Annotated in this window: 19 protein-coding genes; 10 read left to right on the top strand and 9 right to left on the bottom strand. The window is 62.0% G+C overall.

Features of this window, described 5'->3' with window-relative positions; all coding sequences use genetic code 11:
• Positions 1 to 55: 55 nt before the first annotated feature.
• Genes flaF through ACR0JC_RS12425 form a run of 3 tightly spaced genes read left to right on the top strand, consistent with a single transcriptional unit; the run spans position 56 to position 1,625 of the window.
• Entirely contained in the window at positions 56 to 430 is a 375-nt protein-coding gene (gene flaF / locus ACR0JC_RS12415) for a flagellar biosynthesis regulator FlaF (protein ID WP_170342192.1), read from the top strand.
• A complete protein-coding gene (flbT, locus tag ACR0JC_RS12420; RefSeq protein WP_170342194.1) occupies positions 430 to 831 on the top strand; it encodes a flagellar biosynthesis repressor FlbT in 402 nt (133 codons plus the stop codon). Before flaF ends, flbT begins: the two co-directional genes overlap by 1 nt.
• Positions 828 to 1,625 (top strand): DUF1217 domain-containing protein, encoded by a 798-nt coding sequence (locus ACR0JC_RS12425; RefSeq protein WP_170342196.1) that lies wholly within the window; start codon positions 828 to 830, stop codon positions 1,623 to 1,625. The genes flbT and ACR0JC_RS12425 overlap by 4 nt, the downstream gene beginning before the upstream one ends.
• Before the next feature lie 107 nt (positions 1,626 to 1,732).
• On the opposite strand, the gene ACR0JC_RS12430 is transcribed toward ACR0JC_RS12425, so the two are convergent.
• The 3 genes from ACR0JC_RS12430 to ACR0JC_RS12440 all read right to left on the bottom strand — a co-directional run bounded on the left by ACR0JC_RS12430 (position 1,733) and on the right by ACR0JC_RS12440 (position 4,368).
• Positions 1,733 to 3,304 (bottom strand): DUF427 domain-containing protein, encoded by a 1,572-nt coding sequence (locus ACR0JC_RS12430; RefSeq protein ID WP_170342198.1) that lies wholly within the window; start codon positions 3,302 to 3,304, stop codon positions 1,733 to 1,735.
• A 103-nt stretch (positions 3,305 to 3,407) separates the two neighbouring features.
• On the bottom strand, positions 3,408 to 4,109 hold the full coding sequence (locus ACR0JC_RS12435) for a winged helix-turn-helix domain-containing protein (protein WP_093964234.1): 702 nt from the start codon (positions 4,107 to 4,109) through the stop codon (positions 3,408 to 3,410).
• The gene (locus ACR0JC_RS12440; protein WP_093964235.1) at positions 4,081 to 4,368 is read right to left on the bottom strand and encodes a hypothetical protein; all 288 of its coding nucleotides are present in this window, start codon (positions 4,366 to 4,368) and stop codon (positions 4,081 to 4,083) included. The genes ACR0JC_RS12435 and ACR0JC_RS12440 overlap by 29 nt, the downstream gene beginning before the upstream one ends.
• Before the next feature lie 176 nt (positions 4,369 to 4,544).
• Here ACR0JC_RS12440 and ACR0JC_RS12445 point away from each other — a divergent pair, with 176 nt between their 5' ends.
• The 4 genes from ACR0JC_RS12445 (at position 4,545) to ACR0JC_RS12460 (ending at position 8,479) form a co-directional block, all read left to right on the top strand.
• Complete coding sequence (locus tag ACR0JC_RS12445; RefSeq protein WP_093964236.1) at positions 4,545 to 5,009, top strand: hypothetical protein; 465 nt, start codon at positions 4,545 to 4,547, stop codon at positions 5,007 to 5,009.
• Between the two features lie 111 nt (positions 5,010 to 5,120).
• A complete protein-coding gene (locus ACR0JC_RS12450) occupies positions 5,121 to 5,738 on the top strand; it encodes a ribonuclease HII (protein WP_170342200.1) in 618 nt (205 codons plus the stop codon).
• A gap of 106 nt (positions 5,739 to 5,844) precedes the next feature.
• Positions 5,845 to 6,948: a site-specific DNA-methyltransferase gene (locus tag ACR0JC_RS12455; protein WP_170341272.1), complete on the top strand. Its 1,104-nt coding sequence runs from the start codon at positions 5,845 to 5,847 to the stop codon at positions 6,946 to 6,948.
• A 145-nt stretch (positions 6,949 to 7,093) separates the two neighbouring features.
• Entirely contained in the window at positions 7,094 to 8,479 is a 1,386-nt protein-coding gene (locus ACR0JC_RS12460; RefSeq protein WP_170342202.1) for an adenylate/guanylate cyclase domain-containing protein, read from the top strand.
• A 6-nt stretch (positions 8,480 to 8,485) separates the two neighbouring features.
• Here the strand turns inward: ACR0JC_RS12460 and ACR0JC_RS12465 are convergent, their stop codons facing one another.
• Both ACR0JC_RS12465 and mutY read right to left on the bottom strand, forming a co-directional pair.
• Positions 8,486 to 9,622 carry an alkane 1-monooxygenase gene (locus ACR0JC_RS12465; protein ID WP_170342205.1) on the bottom strand — a complete coding sequence of 379 codons (1,137 nt, stop codon included), beginning with the start codon at positions 9,620 to 9,622 and terminating at the stop codon, positions 8,486 to 8,488.
• A gap of 23 nt (positions 9,623 to 9,645) precedes the next feature.
• Entirely contained in the window at positions 9,646 to 10,737 is a 1,092-nt protein-coding gene (gene mutY, locus ACR0JC_RS12470) for an A/G-specific adenine glycosylase (RefSeq protein ID WP_480763956.1), read from the bottom strand.
• Positions 10,738 to 10,818: 81 nt separating this feature from the next.
• On the opposite strand from mutY, the gene ACR0JC_RS12475 reads away from it, so the two are divergent.
• From ACR0JC_RS12475 to ACR0JC_RS12485, 3 genes are read left to right on the top strand one after another with little or no spacing between them, the layout of a single operon-like run.
• Positions 10,819 to 11,325 (top strand): DUF721 domain-containing protein, encoded by a 507-nt coding sequence (locus ACR0JC_RS12475; RefSeq protein ID WP_170342209.1) that lies wholly within the window; start codon positions 10,819 to 10,821, stop codon positions 11,323 to 11,325.
• A gap of 13 nt (positions 11,326 to 11,338) precedes the next feature.
• Positions 11,339 to 12,004 carry a DsbA family protein gene (locus ACR0JC_RS12480; RefSeq protein WP_170342211.1) on the top strand — a complete coding sequence of 222 codons (666 nt, stop codon included), beginning with the start codon at positions 11,339 to 11,341 and terminating at the stop codon, positions 12,002 to 12,004.
• Positions 12,004 to 13,116 (top strand): CaiB/BaiF CoA transferase family protein, encoded by a 1,113-nt coding sequence (locus ACR0JC_RS12485; protein ID WP_170342213.1) that lies wholly within the window; start codon positions 12,004 to 12,006, stop codon positions 13,114 to 13,116. The genes ACR0JC_RS12480 and ACR0JC_RS12485 overlap by 1 nt, the downstream gene beginning before the upstream one ends.
• Here ACR0JC_RS12485 and lpxK read toward each other — a convergent pair.
• From lpxK to ACR0JC_RS12505, 4 genes are read right to left on the bottom strand one after another with little or no spacing between them, the layout of a single operon-like run.
• Positions 13,113 to 14,111 (bottom strand): tetraacyldisaccharide 4'-kinase, encoded by a 999-nt coding sequence (lpxK, locus tag ACR0JC_RS12490; protein WP_170342215.1) that lies wholly within the window; start codon positions 14,109 to 14,111, stop codon positions 13,113 to 13,115. The genes ACR0JC_RS12485 and lpxK overlap by 4 nt on opposite strands.
• Positions 14,098 to 15,333, bottom strand: coding sequence for a 3-deoxy-D-manno-octulosonic acid transferase (locus ACR0JC_RS12495; protein ID WP_170342217.1), 1,236 nt, complete (start codon positions 15,331 to 15,333; stop codon positions 14,098 to 14,100). Before ACR0JC_RS12495 ends, lpxK begins: the two co-directional genes overlap by 14 nt.
• Entirely contained in the window at positions 15,330 to 16,130 is an 801-nt protein-coding gene (locus ACR0JC_RS12500) for a 3'(2'),5'-bisphosphate nucleotidase CysQ (protein ID WP_170342218.1), read from the bottom strand. Before ACR0JC_RS12500 ends, ACR0JC_RS12495 begins: the two co-directional genes overlap by 4 nt.
• Positions 16,117 to 17,463, bottom strand: a complete 1,347-nt coding sequence (locus ACR0JC_RS12505) for a TldD/PmbA family protein (RefSeq protein ID WP_170342220.1) — start codon at positions 17,461 to 17,463, stop codon at positions 16,117 to 16,119. Before ACR0JC_RS12505 ends, ACR0JC_RS12500 begins: the two co-directional genes overlap by 14 nt.
• Positions 17,464 to 17,527: the final 64 nt, after the last annotated feature.

A 17,527-nucleotide genomic window follows, 5' to 3' on the forward strand; every position in this document is an offset into this window, starting at 1 on the left:
ACCAACGCGCCCCGGCTGTGACTGCAAATACGACGGCCTTTTGAAAGGATTTCAAGTGACCCCGCAAACGCTTGCACAACGGGCATATGCTCAGTCCGCCGCTCCGACGCGAACCCCGCGTGATACCGAGTATGAGGCGATTTCAAAGATCACGCATCAGCTCAAGGCAGCGGCTGCGCGCAAAGCCTCGGATTTCGCGGGCTTTGTTCAGGCCCTGCATGAAAACCGCCGCTTGTGGTCCGTCCTGGCCAATGGCGTCGTGGACTCGGATAATGCACTGCCGAATGAGCTGCGCGCGCGGATCTTCTATCTGGCCGAGTTCACCGAGCAGCACACGGGCCAGGTTCTGGCCAGCAAGGCCGGAGTCGAGCCGCTGCTTGAAATCAATCTGGCGGTTTTGCGCGGGCTGCGTCAGCGGGGGACCGCGTAATGGGCGGGCTGGTTCTGAAGCTGGCTCCGAAAGAGCAGGTTCTGATCAATGGCGTAGTGATCGAGAACGGCGACCGACGGACCCGCTTTTCAATCATGACGCCCGAGGCAAATGTCCTTCGGTTGCGCGACGCGATACATCCCGACGAAGTGACAACCCCGGTCCGGCGCGTGTGTTACGCGGCCCAGCTGGTCCTGTCAGGAGATCTGGAAGCCGGAGACGCAAAACAACAGCTGCTGCGACGGATCGAGGAACTGAGCCAGGTCTTCACGGATGTCGACAGTCGCAGGGTCCTTGCACAGGCGACCGAAGCCCTGGTGACCGAGCAGTACTACAAATGCCTGAAGGCGCTTCGATCGTTGCTGCCGCGCGAAGAGCGTCTGATGGCCTATCGGCAATGACATTCCTGCCGGTCGTTCCAACTGGGGGTATCGTGGGGTGGCGCTTTTTGCAGCGCACTTATGACGCCCAGTTGCAGGCCTTTTCCACCTCGGCGGTCAATGACCGGGACACGCAGTATTTTGTGGAAAACATCCGAAACGTCCGATCGGCAGAAGATCTGGTCTCTGACCGACGCCTGCTGCAGGTCGCGTTGGGCGCGTTCGGATTGGAAGGTGACCTGGACAATCGGTACTTCGTTCAAAAGGTCTTGTCAGACGGTACGAGTTCGGATGACACCCTTGCGAACCGGCTTGCTGACAGCAGATATCGGGAGTTTTCCGAAGCATTCGGCTTGGGTCCGGGCGAGGTTCGGAAAACCGCACTGATCACTGACATGGAAAAGATCGCTCAGAAAAATGCCGTCGCCCGGTTCGAAAGCTCGGTCGGAGAAACCGACGACTCCATGCGGATCGCACTTTTTGCCCAGCACGCTTTGAAAGACCTTGCCGGGCAGTCCGGAAGCGAGACCAAGAAGTGGTACGATCTGATGAGCCTGCCGCCGTTGCGCAGCATGATGGAAACAGCGCTGGGCCTGCCGTCAAGCTTTGGGCAGCTGGATATCGACAAGCAGTTGGACGTATTTCGGGACAAGCTGAGCAGAGTGACTGGTTCGCCGAACCTTTCGCACTTCGTCGATGCCGATGCAATTGCCGAACTGACGGATACTTATCTCGCCCGAACTCAGATCGCACAGATGCAAAGTTCGATTTCTCCCGCGCAGACTGCGTTGATTTTGCTGGGCGCCACAAGTTGAACCGTTCGGGCTAAGGTCAGTACCTCGCGCCAGGATCAGAATGCGCACCAGTGCCGTGCGCAGCTATGAGTGGCTATTTGGGATCGGGGGGCAAGGGTGCCGGATGCTCAGGCGTCCAGAACCGTGTCAGCGGATGTCTGCAAGGCAAAAGACTTCACCGGATGCGAAACGTTGTGGAGGTCGACCGGCCCCAGTGGGACGGCCCGGGAACAGGCCGGCTCGATATCTTCGGACACGACGATCCGATGGCCATTGAGCTTGCCGTACTCGCCCAACCGCGCCGCGACATTGGCTGCATGTCCGATTACCGTGAAATCAAGCCGCTCGCGCGAACCGACATTTCCGTACGTGACACGTCCGAACGATACGCCGATCGAACAATCGCATTGCCGGTTCTTGTCGGAGCGACGCAGCTCGGCCAATTTCTCGACGATTTCAACGGCACTGCGCTGAGCGTCTGACCGTGCCTTGCCGGGGTCCTCATCTGCCGGGAAAACCGCAAGAACGGCGTCGCCGATAAATTTCAGAACCTCACCGTCGTTGTCGTGGACGATGCCGGACACCGTTTCGAAGAATTCGTTCAACAGGTTGATGTATTCCGTGCGGCCCAGATCCTCTTCCAGGCTGGTTGAGTTGCGCAGGTCACAGAACATGATGGCCGCGTCGATGTCGTCTCCGTCGCCGCGACGAATGTCGCCGCCCAAAACGCGGGCCCCGGTTCGTTTGCCCACATAGGTCTCGAGAAGGGCCTGGGCATTCTCGCGCTGCATGAACACCTCATAGTAGCGGGCGATGACGGCCGAGCACTCAAAGACAAGCCCCAGGTTTTCCGTGGTAAAGCCGTTGGGGTGGTCGCAGGTCAACGTCAGGACATTGATACGCCCGTCGGAAAACGGCAGAGGCATTGCCACGTAATCGGTGCCCCCCTTGGCGCGCAGGTCCTCCATGATGGGGAAGCTGTTGTGGGGGTTGTCGACGTTCAGCCGTTGCCGAACGCCGCCCAACCCGTTCGAGACATGCCGCAAGGGGCTGTTGATGAACGCGGGGTGGTCGTGAATCTCGTAGGTTGGAATATTGGTCGAAATCTCCTCGGCACCCTTTTCCCAAATGTAGTGCTTGCCTGCGATCAGGGGATGCAGCGACCAGACAAGGATGCTGAGGCGTTGAATGGCGATGCCGTGTTCCAGCATTTTTTCGGCCAGGGTCTTGGTGAAATCTTCCGGTGTTGAGATCGACCCCGCGCCACGCATCAACCAATCGATCAACGGGCCGCTGATGTTGCCGTCTCGCGGTTGGCGCAATTGATTGTCGCCCAGATCGATATGAGTGTAGGCCGCCGGCATGAAGCCGATGTGACTCTGGATGGCTTTGCTTTCAGGCAGGGAATCCTCGTAGGCCCAAACCGAGTTTGCCAACCGTTCGTCGCCGATCAGGACATCGTGATAGGTTGCTGTGCCCTTGAACGGGCAGAAGGTCTGCAACTCGGTCTCGCCGCTCAGATCAACGCGCACGTCTTCGCGCGGAACATAAATCGCAGGCGGCAGGCGGGTTTCATACATGACCTTGGCATTCGTGCTTTCAGCCAGAAGGATGTCATCGCGGTAGATGGCAACCCTGCCGTCAAGCGTTTCGATCGAAATTCCGTAGCCGTTCGTATTCCGTGTGGCGTGGACATTCATCGGCCGTCTCCCTTGCCCGGGTCCCTAGAGGATGGGCTTTTGCAGCCCGATTTCCAAGGGGCGCGACACAGAATTTACCGATCGCGATCCACGGCCGAGGTGGTCAGACCATCTGGATCACGTCTTTTTCGATCGCCAGCATATAGCCCTTTTTGGCGATGTTTTTGACCAACAACTCGCTGACCATCTGATTGCCCAGCGCGTCGCGCAACCGTTTGATGCGCGTGGCCCCGGCAGCTTCGTCACAGTCCGATATGTCTCGGCCAGAGATCATGGCTTCGATCTGAACCCCCGACAGCACTTCGTCGTCAAGGCGGGACTCGGCCAGGACGGCCAGCGTTTCCATCGCTGCGGGCGTCAGCTTGAAATCCATGTTGTTCAGGTAGACGGTGTTCTCTTCGCGACTGATCAGCAGCGACGTGACCTGGATCCCCGTGCGCTCGATCTGGGCCATTCGACGGTTCAACGTCACCAGCATCACCAGAAACACCAAGGCGGCCAACAGCATGGCCGTGGCAAAGATCAGCAGCACGAAGATCACCATCCGGTAGCTGGCCAGCGTATCGGCAAATGCGGTTCCGGATTGCGCGAGGATCTCCAGCAATCGGATTTCAGCCTGGGTGGTCAGATCACTTTCGACGAACAGCCGCTCGACCCGAGCGTTGAACGCATTGGCATCGGGCAGGGTCCAGAACAAGAAGGCGGCGGCCGTAATCAGGATCACGACGATTGCGGCGATGCCTGCTCCCACCAGCCGGGTGCCAGACCGCCGCGCCTCAGAAACGGAGATAGAATTTTCCGGCATTGGCCTTCCTTTGATCCAACCCTTCCGGTCCGAAAACGCTGATCACGTTGAGCAACGTCCACCCCGAGGATTTCAGCCTTTTGGCCACCTCTTGCTTGGCCTGCCCCTTTTTGCAGGCGGACACCTGCATCACGCCATAGTGCAGGCGCAGCGGGTTGTCCTGTTTGGCCTTGTAATCGGCATAGCATTCGGCCGCCGAAACGGTGGTGCTCAGCGATATCAACGTCGCAACGACCAGGAAAGAGAGGATCTGTTTCATAGGCTGCATCCTGCGCATGGCTTGGCACGATATTCAATATCTCAAAGGGTTTGCGGCGATGATATCGGATAACACCGGGCCGTTATTGCTTGTCTGTCGGCGGGTGGCCGAAAGCTGTTGCATCAGTTTCGCGGTTAGCCAGTGGCGCCGCGTCCAGCTTTGAAAGGACACTTGTCATGCACCGGAAGTTCATCGCCCTCGTCGTCGCCACCGCAGTCGCCATCACCGGCGTTTCCGCATCCCAGGCCAAGGCGGCCGACGCCCATGACATTCTGGGCGGGTTGGCGGCCATTGCCATCATCGGCGCGGCCGTCAATCACTATAACAAGGAAAAGCGCAAAGAGCGTGTCACCCGGCAGAACAACTATGTCCACCAGCCGCAAAACGTTCGGCCGGATCATATCCGCCCTCTGCCCCGGCGTGTCGCCCGCTATGACCTGCCGCAACGTTGCCTGAAGACCTACAACGGCTATTCGAAGAAACGTCCTTTGCTGGGGCCGAACTGCCTCGAGAAACACTACAAACATGCCAATAGCCTACCACAACAGTGCAAAGTGGGGTTCTGGGACGGCAAGAAGGTGAAGCGGGCCTACGAACCCGCCTGCCTGCGCCAGAAAGGATACCGCGTGGTTTACCAGTAATCGGTTTCGAGCAGGAGCAGCGCCGCAGAAGCGCTGTGCGGGAGGGGGGCGGCCTGGGTCGCCTCCTTCTTTTTTGTTGCGGTTCGGGCCAAAAAACGGTTTGCCGATGGGATGACGACTCCGACGTTTGAATTGGAACAGGCGCTGATTGCGCAGGGCTACCCCCGAATAGCAGGTGTAGATGAGGTTGGCCGCGGCCCATTGGCCGGTCCGGTCGTGGCGGCTGCGGTCATTCTGAATCCGCAAGACATTCCCGACGGTTTGAATGACTCCAAGAAGCTGACGGCGCGCAGGCGGCTCGCCCTTGAAGAAGATCTGCGCGCCCGGGCCGAGTTTGCCATTGCCGAGGCGTCGGTTGAGGAAATTGATGACTTCAATATCTTGTATGCCTCTCATCTGGCGATGGAGCGCGCAGTCTCCGCCCTGCATCCTGCGCCGGACTACCTGTTGATCGACGGCAATCTGATCCCCAAAGGGCTGACCTTGCCGGCGCAGGCTGTGGTCAAAGGGGATGCGAAGTCAGTCTCGATTGCGGCGGCGTCGATCCTTGCAAAGAATTGGCGCGATCAGCTGATGGTGGATTTGGCGCAACAGCATCCGGGCTACGGCTGGGAAACCAATGCGGGCTATCCGTCCAAACAACACCGCGAGGCGCTGCAAAATCTTGGGGTAACCCCACACCATAGACGTTCATTCAAGCCCGTCCACAATATCTTGTATCAAGAGTAAATCGTAACCCTCTGATTCAAAAAAGAATTTGACGCCGAATCCGGTTTGACTCATCCTAGTCTCAACCAAATGAGCGCAAAAGCGCCGTGGAACTTGAGGCAGAGACATGACAACTACCAAGACAAAGGGCGCATCCGCGCTCCCTTTAAACACGATTCTATCTGGCGACTGCATCGAGGTGATGAACAGTCTGCCCGAGGCGTCGGTCGACCTGATTTTTGCGGATCCGCCGTATAATTTGCAGCTGAAAGGACAGTTGCATCGCCCGGACAACAGCCAGGTGGATGCGGTCGATGATCATTGGGACCAGTTCTCGAGCTTTGCCGCCTATGACCAGTTTACCCGCGAGTGGCTGAAGGCCGCGCATCGCCTGCTCAAGCCCAATGGGGCGATCTGGGTGATCGGCTCGTATCACAACATCTTCCGCGTGGGCTCGGCCCTGCAGGATGCGGGCTATTGGATTCTCAACGACGTGATCTGGCGCAAATCGAACCCGATGCCGAATTTCCGGGGCAAGCGGTTCACCAACGCGCATGAAACGATGATCTGGGCCAGCAAGCGGGAAGGCGCGAAATACACCTTCAACTATGAGGCGCTGAAGGCCTTGAATGAAGGCGTGCAGATGCGCAGCGACTGGGTGCTGCCGATCTGCACGGGCCACGAGCGTCTAAAGGATGAAAATGGTGACAAGGCGCACCCAACGCAAAAGCCCGAGTCACTGTTGCACAGGGTTCTGGTCGGTTCGACCAATCCGGGCGACGTGGTGCTTGATCCGTTCTTTGGCACCGGAACCACCGGCGCGGTGGCCAAGATGCTGGGCCGCGAGTTCATCGGGATCGAGCGAGAGGACAGCTATCGCAAGGTGGCCGAAAAGCGCATCGCCAAGGTGCGCAAGTTCGACCGTGACGCGCTCGAGGTCAGCGCCAGCAAACGCGCCGAGCCGCGCGTGCCTTTCGGCCAGCTGGTCGAACGCGGCATGCTGCGCCCGGGCGAAGAGCTGTATTCGATGAACCAGCGGCACAAGGCCAAGGTGCGGGCCGACGGCACGCTGGTGGGCGACAACATCAAGGGCTCGATCCATCAGGTGGGCGCGCATCTGGAAAACGCGCCGTCCTGCAATGGCTGGACATACTGGTGCTTCAAGCGCGACGGAAAAACCGTTCCGATCGACGTGCTGCGCCAGCAGATCCGGGCCGAACTGCACAACTGATCACACCAATACCGCCGGTGCCTGTGGCCTGACACATGGTACCAAGCCTTGCCCCGCCGAACCCGGCGGGGTCTTTTGTTTTTGGCCCCGTGATGTTTGGATGGTTCGACCCCATATCCCGCTACATAGCGAGGGAGCATCAGAAATGTCTGATACCACGGCCCGCCAATCCCGGTTTCAGCGGTTTTTCGTGACCACGCCGGACAAACTCAATTTGGACAACAAATACACCGAAGCCGCGCTGGAACGGCACAAGCGCGAGGGGCTGGAACTGGCCGTCCGCGCCCGCTGGATCGCCATGGCGTTGACCGGTGTCCTGCTGGTGTTTCTGAATCCGAACTGGGATGTGATGTGGTATCATTTCATCCTGCTGCTGCTCTGCGGCAACGGCTGGCTGATCCGGCGCGCTGGCCGTGTGGGCCAATCCCGGATCGAGCTTCTGCTGATATTCGCCGATCTGCTGATCATGACGCTGGGCATGGTCGTTCCCAACCCGTTCAGCGACGATGTACGCCCGCTGGCGATGCAGTACCGGTTCGACAATTTCCAGTACTTCTTCATCATCCTGGCCGCAGGTACGCTGGCCTATTCCTGGCGCACGGTGATCGCCATGGGCAGCTGGACGGCCCTGATGTGGACGGCGGGCTGGGTCGTCGCCTGGTGGGTGGCCACGCCCATCCCCGGGCTCAGCGAAAAGGTTGCGGCCGCGTTGCAGGGCTATCCGGCCGTGGCTGAATTGTTGGACCCCAACAGCTTCATGGTTCCGATGCGCGTCCAAGAGGTGATCGTATTCATGATGGTCGCGGTTACGCTGGGAGTGTCGATGCGGCGGCTCAATCGCCTGTTGATGTCGAATGCCGGGCTGGAGCGGGAACGCGCCAACCTGTCGCGATACTTCTCGCCCAACGTGGTCGAGGAACTGAGCCAGAACGACGAGCCGCTCAAGCAGGTGCGCAAGGAAAACATCGCGGTTCTGTTCATCGACATCGTGGGCTTCACGAAATTCGCTGCCGGCCGCGACCCGTATGAGGTGATCGAGGTGCTGCGGGGCTTCCATGCGCGAATGGAGGCCGAGGTGTTCCATCACCACGGCACCTTGGACAAGTATTTGGGCGACGGGCTGATGGCCACGTTCGGCACGCCGGTTCCAACCCCGCTGGACGCGGTCAATGCCCTGTCCTGCGCGCGGTCAATGGCTGACATCATCGACCGTTGGAATCTGGAACGCCGACGGGCAGGCGAGCAGGAGATTCAGGTTGGCATCGGTGTTCACTACGGTCCGGTCGTTCTGGGCGACATCGGGGCCAACCGGCTGGAATTCGCGGTGATCGGAGACGCGGTCAATCTGGCTGCCAAGCTTGAAGCAATGACGCGAAAAATGGGTGCGCGGATCGTCATCAGCGACGCGCTGCGCGAAAAGGCCCTAAGCGAAGCGTCAACGGCTGCCGATCTGATGGACGGGTTCCAGCGCCACGATGCACAGGCGGTTGGCGGCGTCGAGCGGCCGGTCGATATCTGGGCGCTGCGTTGACCGCTCTCAGGACCGCGGCATCGGAAGCATTGCCTTGTTGTACGGCTTCCAGTCCGTGATCTCGGGGTAGTACTGTCGCCGCCAGGCCCGCACCCGCGGGTTCATCACACGCCGCCACAGCGGCGGGACCATCGCCGCGATCGTCATCACGGGATAGCCATAGGGCAGTTGCGGGGCCGCCTCGGCAGGATGGTTTTGCAGCAGCGGAAACCGCCGGTTGGGTTTGTAATGATGGTCCGAGTGGCGTTGCAGGTTGATCAGCAGCCAGTTCGAGGCCTTGTGCGCTGCGTTCCACGAATGGCGCGGCCGGACATGTTCGTATTTTCCGTCGCCCAGGTATTTGCGCGTCAGCCCGTAATGTTCGACATAGTTGACCAGCTCCAGCTGCCAGATCGCGGTGCCGGCCTGAACAAGGAACAGCCCCAGCCCCGCCCATCCGCCGAGCAGCAGCGCCAGCACCAGCATCAATCCCTGCAGCGCCCAATACCGCCAGAACGGGTTCGACCGGTCCGTCCAGTTCAGCCCCTTGCGCGCCAGCTTGGCCTTTTCGGCATGAAACGCGGACACCAGGCACTGGCGCAGGACGCGCGGGTAGAAGCGGTGGAACCCTTCGTTGTAGCGCGCGGTCACCGGGTCGCGGGGCGTGCCGACATAGCGGTGGTGCACCAGCAAGTGTTCGGACCGGAAATGCGAATACAGAACCATCGCCAGCAGGATGTCGCCCAGCCACCGCTCCAGCCGGCCCTTCTGGTGCATCAGTTCGTGGCTGTAGTTGATGCCGATCGTGCCCGAGATCACGCCCATCCCGAAGAACAGCCCGATCTTTTCCAGTGATGACAGATGTTCGGCGCGGGTGGCGTACCAGATCAGGCCATAGAGCGTGAAAAACTGGACCGGAACCCAGGCCTTGGTCAGCAGAACGTACCAGCGCAGCGCGTCCTCAGGCGTTTCGGGGTCGGCGTTTTCAAGGTTCAGCCCGGTCAGCCCGTCCAGCGCTGCAAACAACCACCAGGTGGACAGCGGCACCAGCAATACCCACCAGCCGCCGGCGAAAGCGGTGAACCACAGGATCGGGATCAATAGGAACGAAACCCAGAAAGGAAGGGCTGTTTGCCAGCGCGACAGGGTGTCAGTCGAGATCATGGTCAGGCTCCGAAACTCTGCCGTCAGGATAATCCTGCCCGATCCATTTTCCCAGATGCAGAACTGCCGCGCCACAGATCATGCGCCTTGCGCATCACGGTCGGAAGGTCGCCGGGGCGAAAGGCATGTTTAGGCATCACGACCAACCCCACGGGGTCCACCTCTGCGGGTACGGCGGCGGTCCAGACGCGCAGGATCAGGTGGAAATGGGTAAAGGTATGGCGCACCTCGGCGGGCAACAGTGTCCAATCAGCCGGAAAGGGCGGCGTCTCGGCCGCGTCCTCGGCCCAGTCCGAGCCCGGAAAGCCCAGCATCCCGCCCAACAGCCCCGTTTCCGGTCGGCGCTCCAACAGGATTGCGCCATCGGCGCGCTGCGCGATGTAGACGTGGCCAAGACGGGTGGGCTTCGGCGCTTTGGGTGTTTTGCGCGGCAGGTCCGTCTGTGTTCCGGCAGCGCGGGCTTGGCACGGGTCTCGCAGGGGGCAGATGCCACAGGCCGGAGATTTCGGCGTACAGATCGTGGCCCCCAGATCCATCACCGCCTGGGCATAGTCGCCGGGGCGTTCGTCAGGGGTCAGCGCGGCGGCCTTCGCCTTCAGCAGAGGTTTCGACTTCGGCAACGGGTCGTGGATGTCATGCAGCCGGGCCATGACCCGCTCGACATTTCCGTCCAGCACGGTTTCCGGCCGGTCAAAGGCGATGGCCGCGATGGCAGCGGCGGTGTAAGGGCCGATGCCGGGCAGCTTCAGCAGCGCATCATGGCTGTCGGGAAAGCGTCCGTCGTGCTGGTCCACCACCGCGCGGGCGCATTTCAGCAGGTTGCGCGCGCGGGCGTAATAACCCAGCCCGGCCCATTCCGCCATCACTTGGTCATCGGGCGCAGCGGCTAACGCCCGGACATCCGGCCAACGCGCGGTGAAGCGCAGGAAATAATCCCGCACGGCGGCCACCGTGGTCTGCTGCAGCATCACCTCGGACAGCCACACGCGATAGGGGTCGGGTTGCACGCCTGCCGCCCTGTCGGCGGGGCTGACCCGCCACGGCAGGTCGCGGGCATGGCGGTCGTACCAGGCAAGCAGGCTGCGGCTCAGGTCGAAAGTGGCGGTGTCACGCAAGTTTTATCCATTTCTCTGTCGGGTTTCGCTGGCGCCCGGATGCACGCCCATTACAATAGCGGCGCAGGAGCTGGAAACCAGATGCAACCAAGACGGTCCACCACCCGCGGGTTCAAACGCACCGCGTCCTTGCTGAGCGATCGGATCCGCAAAGCCGGTGAAAGCCGCGGCTTTGCCGTGTCGCGCCTGTTGACCCATTGGGCCGATATCGTGGGCCCCGACATCGCCGCCATCGCCCGACCGGTCAAGGTGGGCTATGGAAAGGGTGGGTTCGGCGCCACATTGACCGTGCTGACCACCGGACCTCAGGCCCCGATGCTCGAGATGCAGAAGGACCGTCTGCGCGACAAGGTGAATGCCGTCTATGGCTACAGTGCCATCAGCCGCATCCGCATCACCCAGACCGCTCCCACAGGATTTGCCGAGGGGCAGGCCAGTTTCGAGCATCGGCCGAAACAGGCGAAACCCACCATCGCACCGGAAATCGTTGCCGAGGCAGACAAAGTGACGCGCGAGGTTCACGACCAAGACTTGCGTGCTGCCCTTGAACGACTGGGCCGGAACGTTCTATCCAAACAAAAACGCTGAGAAAGGGCTGAGTATGAGCCGTATTGCAACCGTAATCTGCGCGGCCGTGGCGCTAGCCGCAGGCGGCTATTGGCTGACCCAATCGCCAAGCACCGTGCCTGTGCCACAACTGGTCGGCAGCGCCGAAGCGCAAAACGCCGATCTGGACACCTCGATCATCGTCGAGATGGTGCAGGGGGCCGAGGATGCACCGGTCGAAATCATCGAATACGCGTCCTATACCTGCCCGCACTGCGCGAACTTCCATCAGGGGCCGTACAAGCAGCTCAAGAAGGAATACATCGACACAGGCAAGGTCAAGTTCATCTACCGCGAGGTCTATTTCGACCGCTACGGCATCTGGGCGTCGATGGTGGCGCGCTGTGGTGGCCCCGAAAAGTTCTTTGGCATCACTGACCTGATCTATCAGGGCCAGTCCGAATGGACACGCGCCGGCGGCCCGGCCGAGATCGTGGAAGAACTGCGCAAGATCGGCCGTCTGGCCGGGCTGAGCAACGATCAGCTGGAAGCCTGCCTGCAGGACGGCACAAAGGCGCAGACCCTCGTCGCCTGGTATCAGAAAAACGCCGAGAAAGACGGTATCCAGGCCACCCCGTCCTTTGTCGTCAACGGCAAGAAGGTCGACAACCAGTCCTATGACGAGTTCAAGGCGCTGATCGAAAAGGAACTGGGCAACTGATGACCGGGCCTCTGGCCGGTCTCAAGGTTGTCGAACTGGCGCGCATTCTGGCTGGCCCCTGGGCCGGCCAGACCTTTGCCGATCTGGGCGCCGAGGTCATCAAGGTGGAATCCCCGGCCGGCGACGACACCCGCGCCTGGGGTCCGCCCTTCGTGACCCGCGATCAGGATGTCTCGGCGGCCTATTACCATTCGACCAATCGCGGCAAGGCGTCTGTGATCGCCGATTTCTCGACCCCCGAAGGGCAGCAGAAGGTGCGCGCGCTGGTCGCTGACGCCGATGTGGTGATCGAGAATTTCAAGGTCGGCGGGCTGAAGAAATACGGGCTGGACTTTGACAACCTCAGCCAGTTGAACCCGCGCCTCGTCTATTGCTCCATCACCGGGTTCGGGCAGACCGGGCCATATGCGCATCGGGCCGGGTATGATTTCATCATCCAGGGCATGTCCGGGCTGATGTCCGTGACCGGAGAGCCCGACGGCCAGCCGCAGAAGGCAGGCGTGGCGATCACCGACGTGTTCACCGGCATCTATGCGGTGGCCGGGGTTCTGGCGGCGCTGCACCAGCGCCAGCGCACCGGGCGCGGGCAGCATGTGGACATGGCTCTGCTGGACGTGGCCGTGGCGGTCACGGCAAACCAGGCGCTGAACTATCTGACCACGGGCCAGGTGCCGCAGCGCATGGGCAACGCGCATGTGAACCTGGCGCCCTACCAGGTGTTCGACTGTGCCGACGGTCACATCATCATCGCCACCGGAAATGACCGGCAGTACCGGCGCCTGTGCCAGGTGTTGAACCTGCCTGACATGGCCGAGGCGCCCGAATATCTGCACAACAAGGACCGGCTGGCCAATCGCCGCACCCTGATTGCACGGCTGAACGGGGCCACGGCGACCTGGGCCAAAGCCGACCTGCTGGCCGCCTGCGAGGCGCAAGGCATCCCCGCCGGGCCGATCAATACACTGGACGAGGTCATGGCCGATCCGCAGGTGATCGCGCGCGGCATGCAGTTCGACCTGGACGGGGTGCCGGGGATTCGCGCGCCATTCGTCTTTTCGGATGCCGATCTGAACCTTTCGCGCCCTGCCCCGAAACTGGGCGAAGACGACTAGGGCGGCGGCGCGGCCGTCAGCAGCCGCTGACGCACGTCGTCGGCCTGATCCACCTGCAGGCGCACCGGCAGGGTGATGACCTTGCTGCGAAAAGCAGGCGGCAGGCGCACGGCGTCTTTTTCGGTGGTGACCATCTGCGCACCCAGCAACCGCGCCTCGTTTTCCAGCCGGGTCATCAGGGCCGGCGTCAGCGGCTGGTGATCGTCCAGCGCCTCGGCCCGCAGCAGGCGCGCGCCCTGCTGGCGCAATGTCTGAAAGAACTTCTCGGGGTGGCCAATACCGGCAAAGGCCAGAACCGGAGTCTCGCTCCAGTCCATCCCGGTTTGCAGTGCCGTGACCTGACCGGTGGCGTGCGCAACGCCCAGCTTGTTGCCCCATAGCTGCGCGAACTGTTCCTGCGCGGCCAAGTCGCCCAGCGACAGTACTAGATCGGCCCGTTGCAGCCCCACGTCGACCGGCTCGCGCAGCGGTCCGGCCGGCAGGCACAAGCCGTTGCCAAAGCCACGGACCGCGTCCACCACGACGACCGAGAATGTCTTGGCCACCGAAGGGTTCTGGAATCCGTCGTCCAGCACGATCGCGGTGGCGCCGTCCTCGGCTGCGGCGCGGGCGCCGGCGGCACGGTCCTTGGCGACCCAGACCTCGGCGAAGGCCGCCAGCAACAATGGCTCGTCACCAACCTGCGCCGCCGTGTGTCGGACCGGGTCGACCCGAACCGGCCCCTCAAGCGATCCGCCATGGCCGCGGGTGACCACATGCGGCGTGTGATACGCGTCGCGCAGCTGTTCAAGAACCCAGATCGCCGTCGGCGTTTTTCCGGTGCCGCCAGCATTCAGGTTGCCGACGCAGATCACGGGTACACCCGGATCAACCCCGGGCCCCGACGCCACCCGCCGGGCCGTAGCCCGCGCATAGACGCGGCCCAGCGGCGCCAGCAGTCTTGCGCGCAGGCCGGGGTGATCCGGCGCGTTGTCCCAGAATTCAGGCGCCCTCATGTTCCGCTCCGTGCTGGTCCAGATGTTCCTGTACCATGTCGATCAGAGTATCCACCTGGGGCGCGCTCTCGGTCACCAGTTGCCAGCCGGCAAGGGCCATGTTCGCGGCCAGGTCCGGGGCCAGCAGTTCAACGACAGTGTCGCCCAGTTCGGTGGCGGTGCGAATCTCTCGAACGGCTCCTACACCATCTAGCGCGTCATACAGGGCCTTGTGGCCGCTCACGTCCGGTCCATGGATCAGGGCCGAGCCCAGGGCTGCGGCCGCGATCGGGTCATGCCCGCCTATTCCCGACTCGAGCGTGCTGCCCATGAACGTCACCGGAGAGACGCGATACCAAAGGCCAAGGGCCTCGGGGTCCGACGCAAGGATGACTTGGGTCATGTCTTCGATCATGTCCCCATCTTCCCAGTTGGCACAGCGTAGGTCCATCGTTTCCAGCCTTTTGCGCAGGGGCGCCGCCTCGGACATGTCCGCAACATGCAGGATCAGGGCCAGCCTCGGCAGCATCCGCATGGCCTGCCGATGTGCGCTGAGAACCGAGATGAATTCCTTGGCGTCGACCCACGCCGCCAGCCAGACCGGCCGCCCTGCCAACGCATGGTTCGTCTCGATCAGTTCGTCCTCGGGCCAGGGGCGAAGGGTGGGGCTGATACTGAGCGGCGGAAACAGTGCCACCTTCGAAGCCGGGACGCCCAGACGTCGGATTTGCCGGGCTGCGTCCTCGGACGTGACGTGGATCGCACGGAAGCAGTCAAAGGTATAGCGGTTGATGTCCGGCAGCCATTTCCCGACAAAGGCAACACGAACGTCGTTCTCGCCCTCAAGCAGGACCATGGGTATACCGCGTTCGGCCGCGCGGGTGATCACGTTGGGCATCAGGCCGCCGCCGACCCACAGCCCCATGTCGGGTTGCCAGTGCTCCAGGAATCCACGCGCCGCGCCGGTTTTTTCGTCAGGCAGCGGAACCAGTTCCATGTCGCAGCCTGCCCAGCGTGTCAGGTCAGCGTCAGGCGGGACGGTCAACAGAATCGACAGCCCCGGCCGGGACTGCTGCAGCCGCTTGCAAAAGTCGTTCACCGCGCGCAGGCGCTGAACGTTGGCAACATGAATCCACAGCAACTCACCTGCGGGGCGAGGCGGTGTGTTGTGTCCAGGGGGCTTGGGAACACCCCAGGACAACGCGCGATAGGCCGCCAGGCTGAGGGATCGCGGTTTGCTCATGCCCGCTGCCCCTGAATTGGCTGATCCAGTCGACCCATCAGCACCTTATGCAATTCAGACCCGGCGCCAACAACACCGTTCAGCCGTGGGTTGGGGTTGTTGAACCGCAGCGGGTGCCCGGTACGGTCAGTACAGGTGCCGCCTGCTTCGCGCAGGATCAGGTCTCCGGCCGCGATGTCCCATTCCCAGCTTGGGCGCAAGGTCAGCATCCCGTCGAACCTGCCCTGTGCGACCAGTGCCATTCGGTAGGCCAGCGACGGACGATAGGCCCGAAGGAAGATCGGCGCGACCCCGTCCTGCCAATGATCCGGTTTCAGGTTCGGCTTTGCGGCCAGAACCTCGGCTTCGGCCTCTGTGGCCGCCGCGGTCACCCGGATCGGCTGACCGTTCAGGGTTGCCCCCTGTCCCCGCGCGGCTGCAAACAGCATGTCGCGCATCGGCAGGTAGATCACGCCGGCGATGACCTGTCCGCGATCGGCGACCGCCAATGAATGCGCCCAGGTGCGCGACCCTTCGGCAAAGCTGCGGGTGCCGTCGATCGGGTCGATGATGAACACTCGGTCACGGGTCAACCGGTCCTGATTGTCCTCGGTCTCCTCGCTCAGCCAGCCATATCCGGGCCGCGCGCTGGGCAGGCGTTGTTCCAGCATCGCGTTGACGGCCAGATCAGCCTCGGTCACCGGCCCGGCGCCCTTGGGTTTGTCCCAGCTCTGCATCTCGCGGCCTGCATAGGCGACGGCAATCCGGCCGGCCTCACGTGCGGCGTCGATCAGCAGGGACAGGTCAGTTTCCGGCAAGTGTCATCCCTTCGATCAGAAGCGAGGGCACAACCCGGGACAGATAGGTACGCGCGTCATTGGCCGGGATGATCCGCATCAGCATGTCCCGCAGGTTTCCGGCAATGGTGCATTCGTTGACCGGGTGCGAGATCTCTCCGTTTTCGACCCAGAAACCCGACGCACCGCGTGAGTAATCGCCGGTATTGGGGTTGATGGTGGACCCGATCATCGAGGTCACCAGCAACCCCGTTCCCATATCGCGAAGCAGGTCGTCGCGGCTGAACTCGCCCTGGGTCAGGCTCAGGTTCCAGTTGCTGGGAGATGGAGGACCGGACACGCCACGGGCGGCGTTCCCGGTGGAATTCATGTCCAGTTTGCGCGCGCTTGAAAGATCCAGTGTCCATCCGGTCAGCACGCCGTTTTCGACGATCATCCGGCGCGCGGTCGGCAATCCTTCGGCATCAAACGGGCGCGATCCTGCAATTCTGGGGCGATGGGGGTCTTCGATCAGCGACAGATGTGCAGGCAGCACCTGCTGGCCCAGGCTGTCCTTGAGCCAGGAGGCGCCGCGGGCCACCGCCGCGCCGTTGCTGGCCGCCAGAAGATGCCCGATCAATGAGGACGAAATCCGCTCGTCGAACAATACCGGGAAACGTCCTGTTTCCGGCTTTCGGGCACCCACTCGCTGCACGGCACGCTCTCCCGCGATCCGGCCGATCTCGTCGGGGCTGCGCAGGTCGGACTGAAAGCTGCGGCTGTCTCCGTCATAGTCGCGTTCCATCCCGGTGCCTTCGCCCGAGATCGCCACGCATGAAACCGAGCGGCTGCTGCGCCCATAGCCACCGGAAAATCCATTTGTCGCGGACAGATGAACCCGGTGCGTGCCATAGGATGCCGCCGCATCAGATACCTGGGTAACGCCTTCCACCGCCAGGGCCGCAGCCTCGGCGGTCAGCGCGTCCTGCATCAGAGCGTCTGCTGAAGGTTCGGGCGTGGGGTCAAAAAGCTCCAAGGAGTCGACGGAAAAATCGCTGGCCAGTTGTTCCGGATCTGCAAGGCCAGCGAACGGATCCTCGGGCGCTTCGCACGCCATCGCTACGGCCCGTTCGGCCATGGCGGCAAGCGTTTCGGGACGACTGTCCGAGCCGGACACGATGGCCTGCTGCTTGCCGATGAAAACACGCAACCCCACGTCGGTGCTTTCGGCGCGTTCGGCGTGCTCCAAAGCGCCGCCACGCACCTCGACCGAGACCGAGGATCCGTCGATCACGATCGTGTCGGCCGCTTCGGCTCCGGCCTTGCGGGCCAGGTCCAGCATTTCGTGGCTGATTGCTTCGAGTGATCGGGTCATGGTGCCTCCAATTGATTGTATTGGACCTAGCCTTGGTCAACCCGCCTCGCAAGCCCTGTGATCG

Source organism: Ruegeria sp. CH5 (assembly GCF_056537025.1).

Bases quoted from the DNA above. Each gene is read 5' to 3' on its own strand.
- flbT (WP_170342194.1), top strand. From the start codon at position 430: ATGGGCGGGCTGGTTCTGAAGCTGGCTCCGAAAGAGCAGGTTCTGATC.
- ACR0JC_RS12425 (WP_170342196.1), top strand. From the start codon at position 828: ATGACATTCCTGCCGGTCGTTCCAACTGGGGGTATCGTGGGGTGGCGC.
- ACR0JC_RS12430 (WP_170342198.1), bottom strand. From the start codon at position 3,304: ATGAATGTCCACGCCACACGGAATACGAACGGCTACGGAATTTCGATC.
- ACR0JC_RS12435 (WP_093964234.1), bottom strand. From the start codon at position 4,109: ATGCCGGAAAATTCTATCTCCGTTTCTGAGGCGCGGCGGTCTGGCACC.
- ACR0JC_RS12440 (WP_093964235.1), bottom strand. From the start codon at position 4,368: ATGAAACAGATCCTCTCTTTCCTGGTCGTTGCGACGTTGATATCGCTG.
- ACR0JC_RS12445 (WP_093964236.1), top strand. From the start codon at position 4,545: ATGCACCGGAAGTTCATCGCCCTCGTCGTCGCCACCGCAGTCGCCATC.
- ACR0JC_RS12450 (WP_170342200.1), top strand. From the start codon at position 5,121: ATGACGACTCCGACGTTTGAATTGGAACAGGCGCTGATTGCGCAGGGC.
- ACR0JC_RS12455 (WP_170341272.1), top strand. From the start codon at position 5,845: ATGACAACTACCAAGACAAAGGGCGCATCCGCGCTCCCTTTAAACACG.
- ACR0JC_RS12460 (WP_170342202.1), top strand. From the start codon at position 7,094: ATGTCTGATACCACGGCCCGCCAATCCCGGTTTCAGCGGTTTTTCGTG.
- ACR0JC_RS12465 (WP_170342205.1), bottom strand. From the start codon at position 9,622: ATGATCTCGACTGACACCCTGTCGCGCTGGCAAACAGCCCTTCCTTTC.
- ACR0JC_RS12475 (WP_170342209.1), top strand. From the start codon at position 10,819: ATGCAACCAAGACGGTCCACCACCCGCGGGTTCAAACGCACCGCGTCC.
- ACR0JC_RS12480 (WP_170342211.1), top strand. From the start codon at position 11,339: ATGAGCCGTATTGCAACCGTAATCTGCGCGGCCGTGGCGCTAGCCGCA.
- ACR0JC_RS12485 (WP_170342213.1), top strand. From the start codon at position 12,004: ATGACCGGGCCTCTGGCCGGTCTCAAGGTTGTCGAACTGGCGCGCATT.
- lpxK (WP_170342215.1), bottom strand. From the start codon at position 14,111: ATGAGGGCGCCTGAATTCTGGGACAACGCGCCGGATCACCCCGGCCTG.
- ACR0JC_RS12495 (WP_170342217.1), bottom strand. From the start codon at position 15,333: ATGAGCAAACCGCGATCCCTCAGCCTGGCGGCCTATCGCGCGTTGTCC.
- ACR0JC_RS12505 (WP_170342220.1), bottom strand. From the start codon at position 17,463: ATGACCCGATCACTCGAAGCAATCAGCCACGAAATGCTGGACCTGGCC.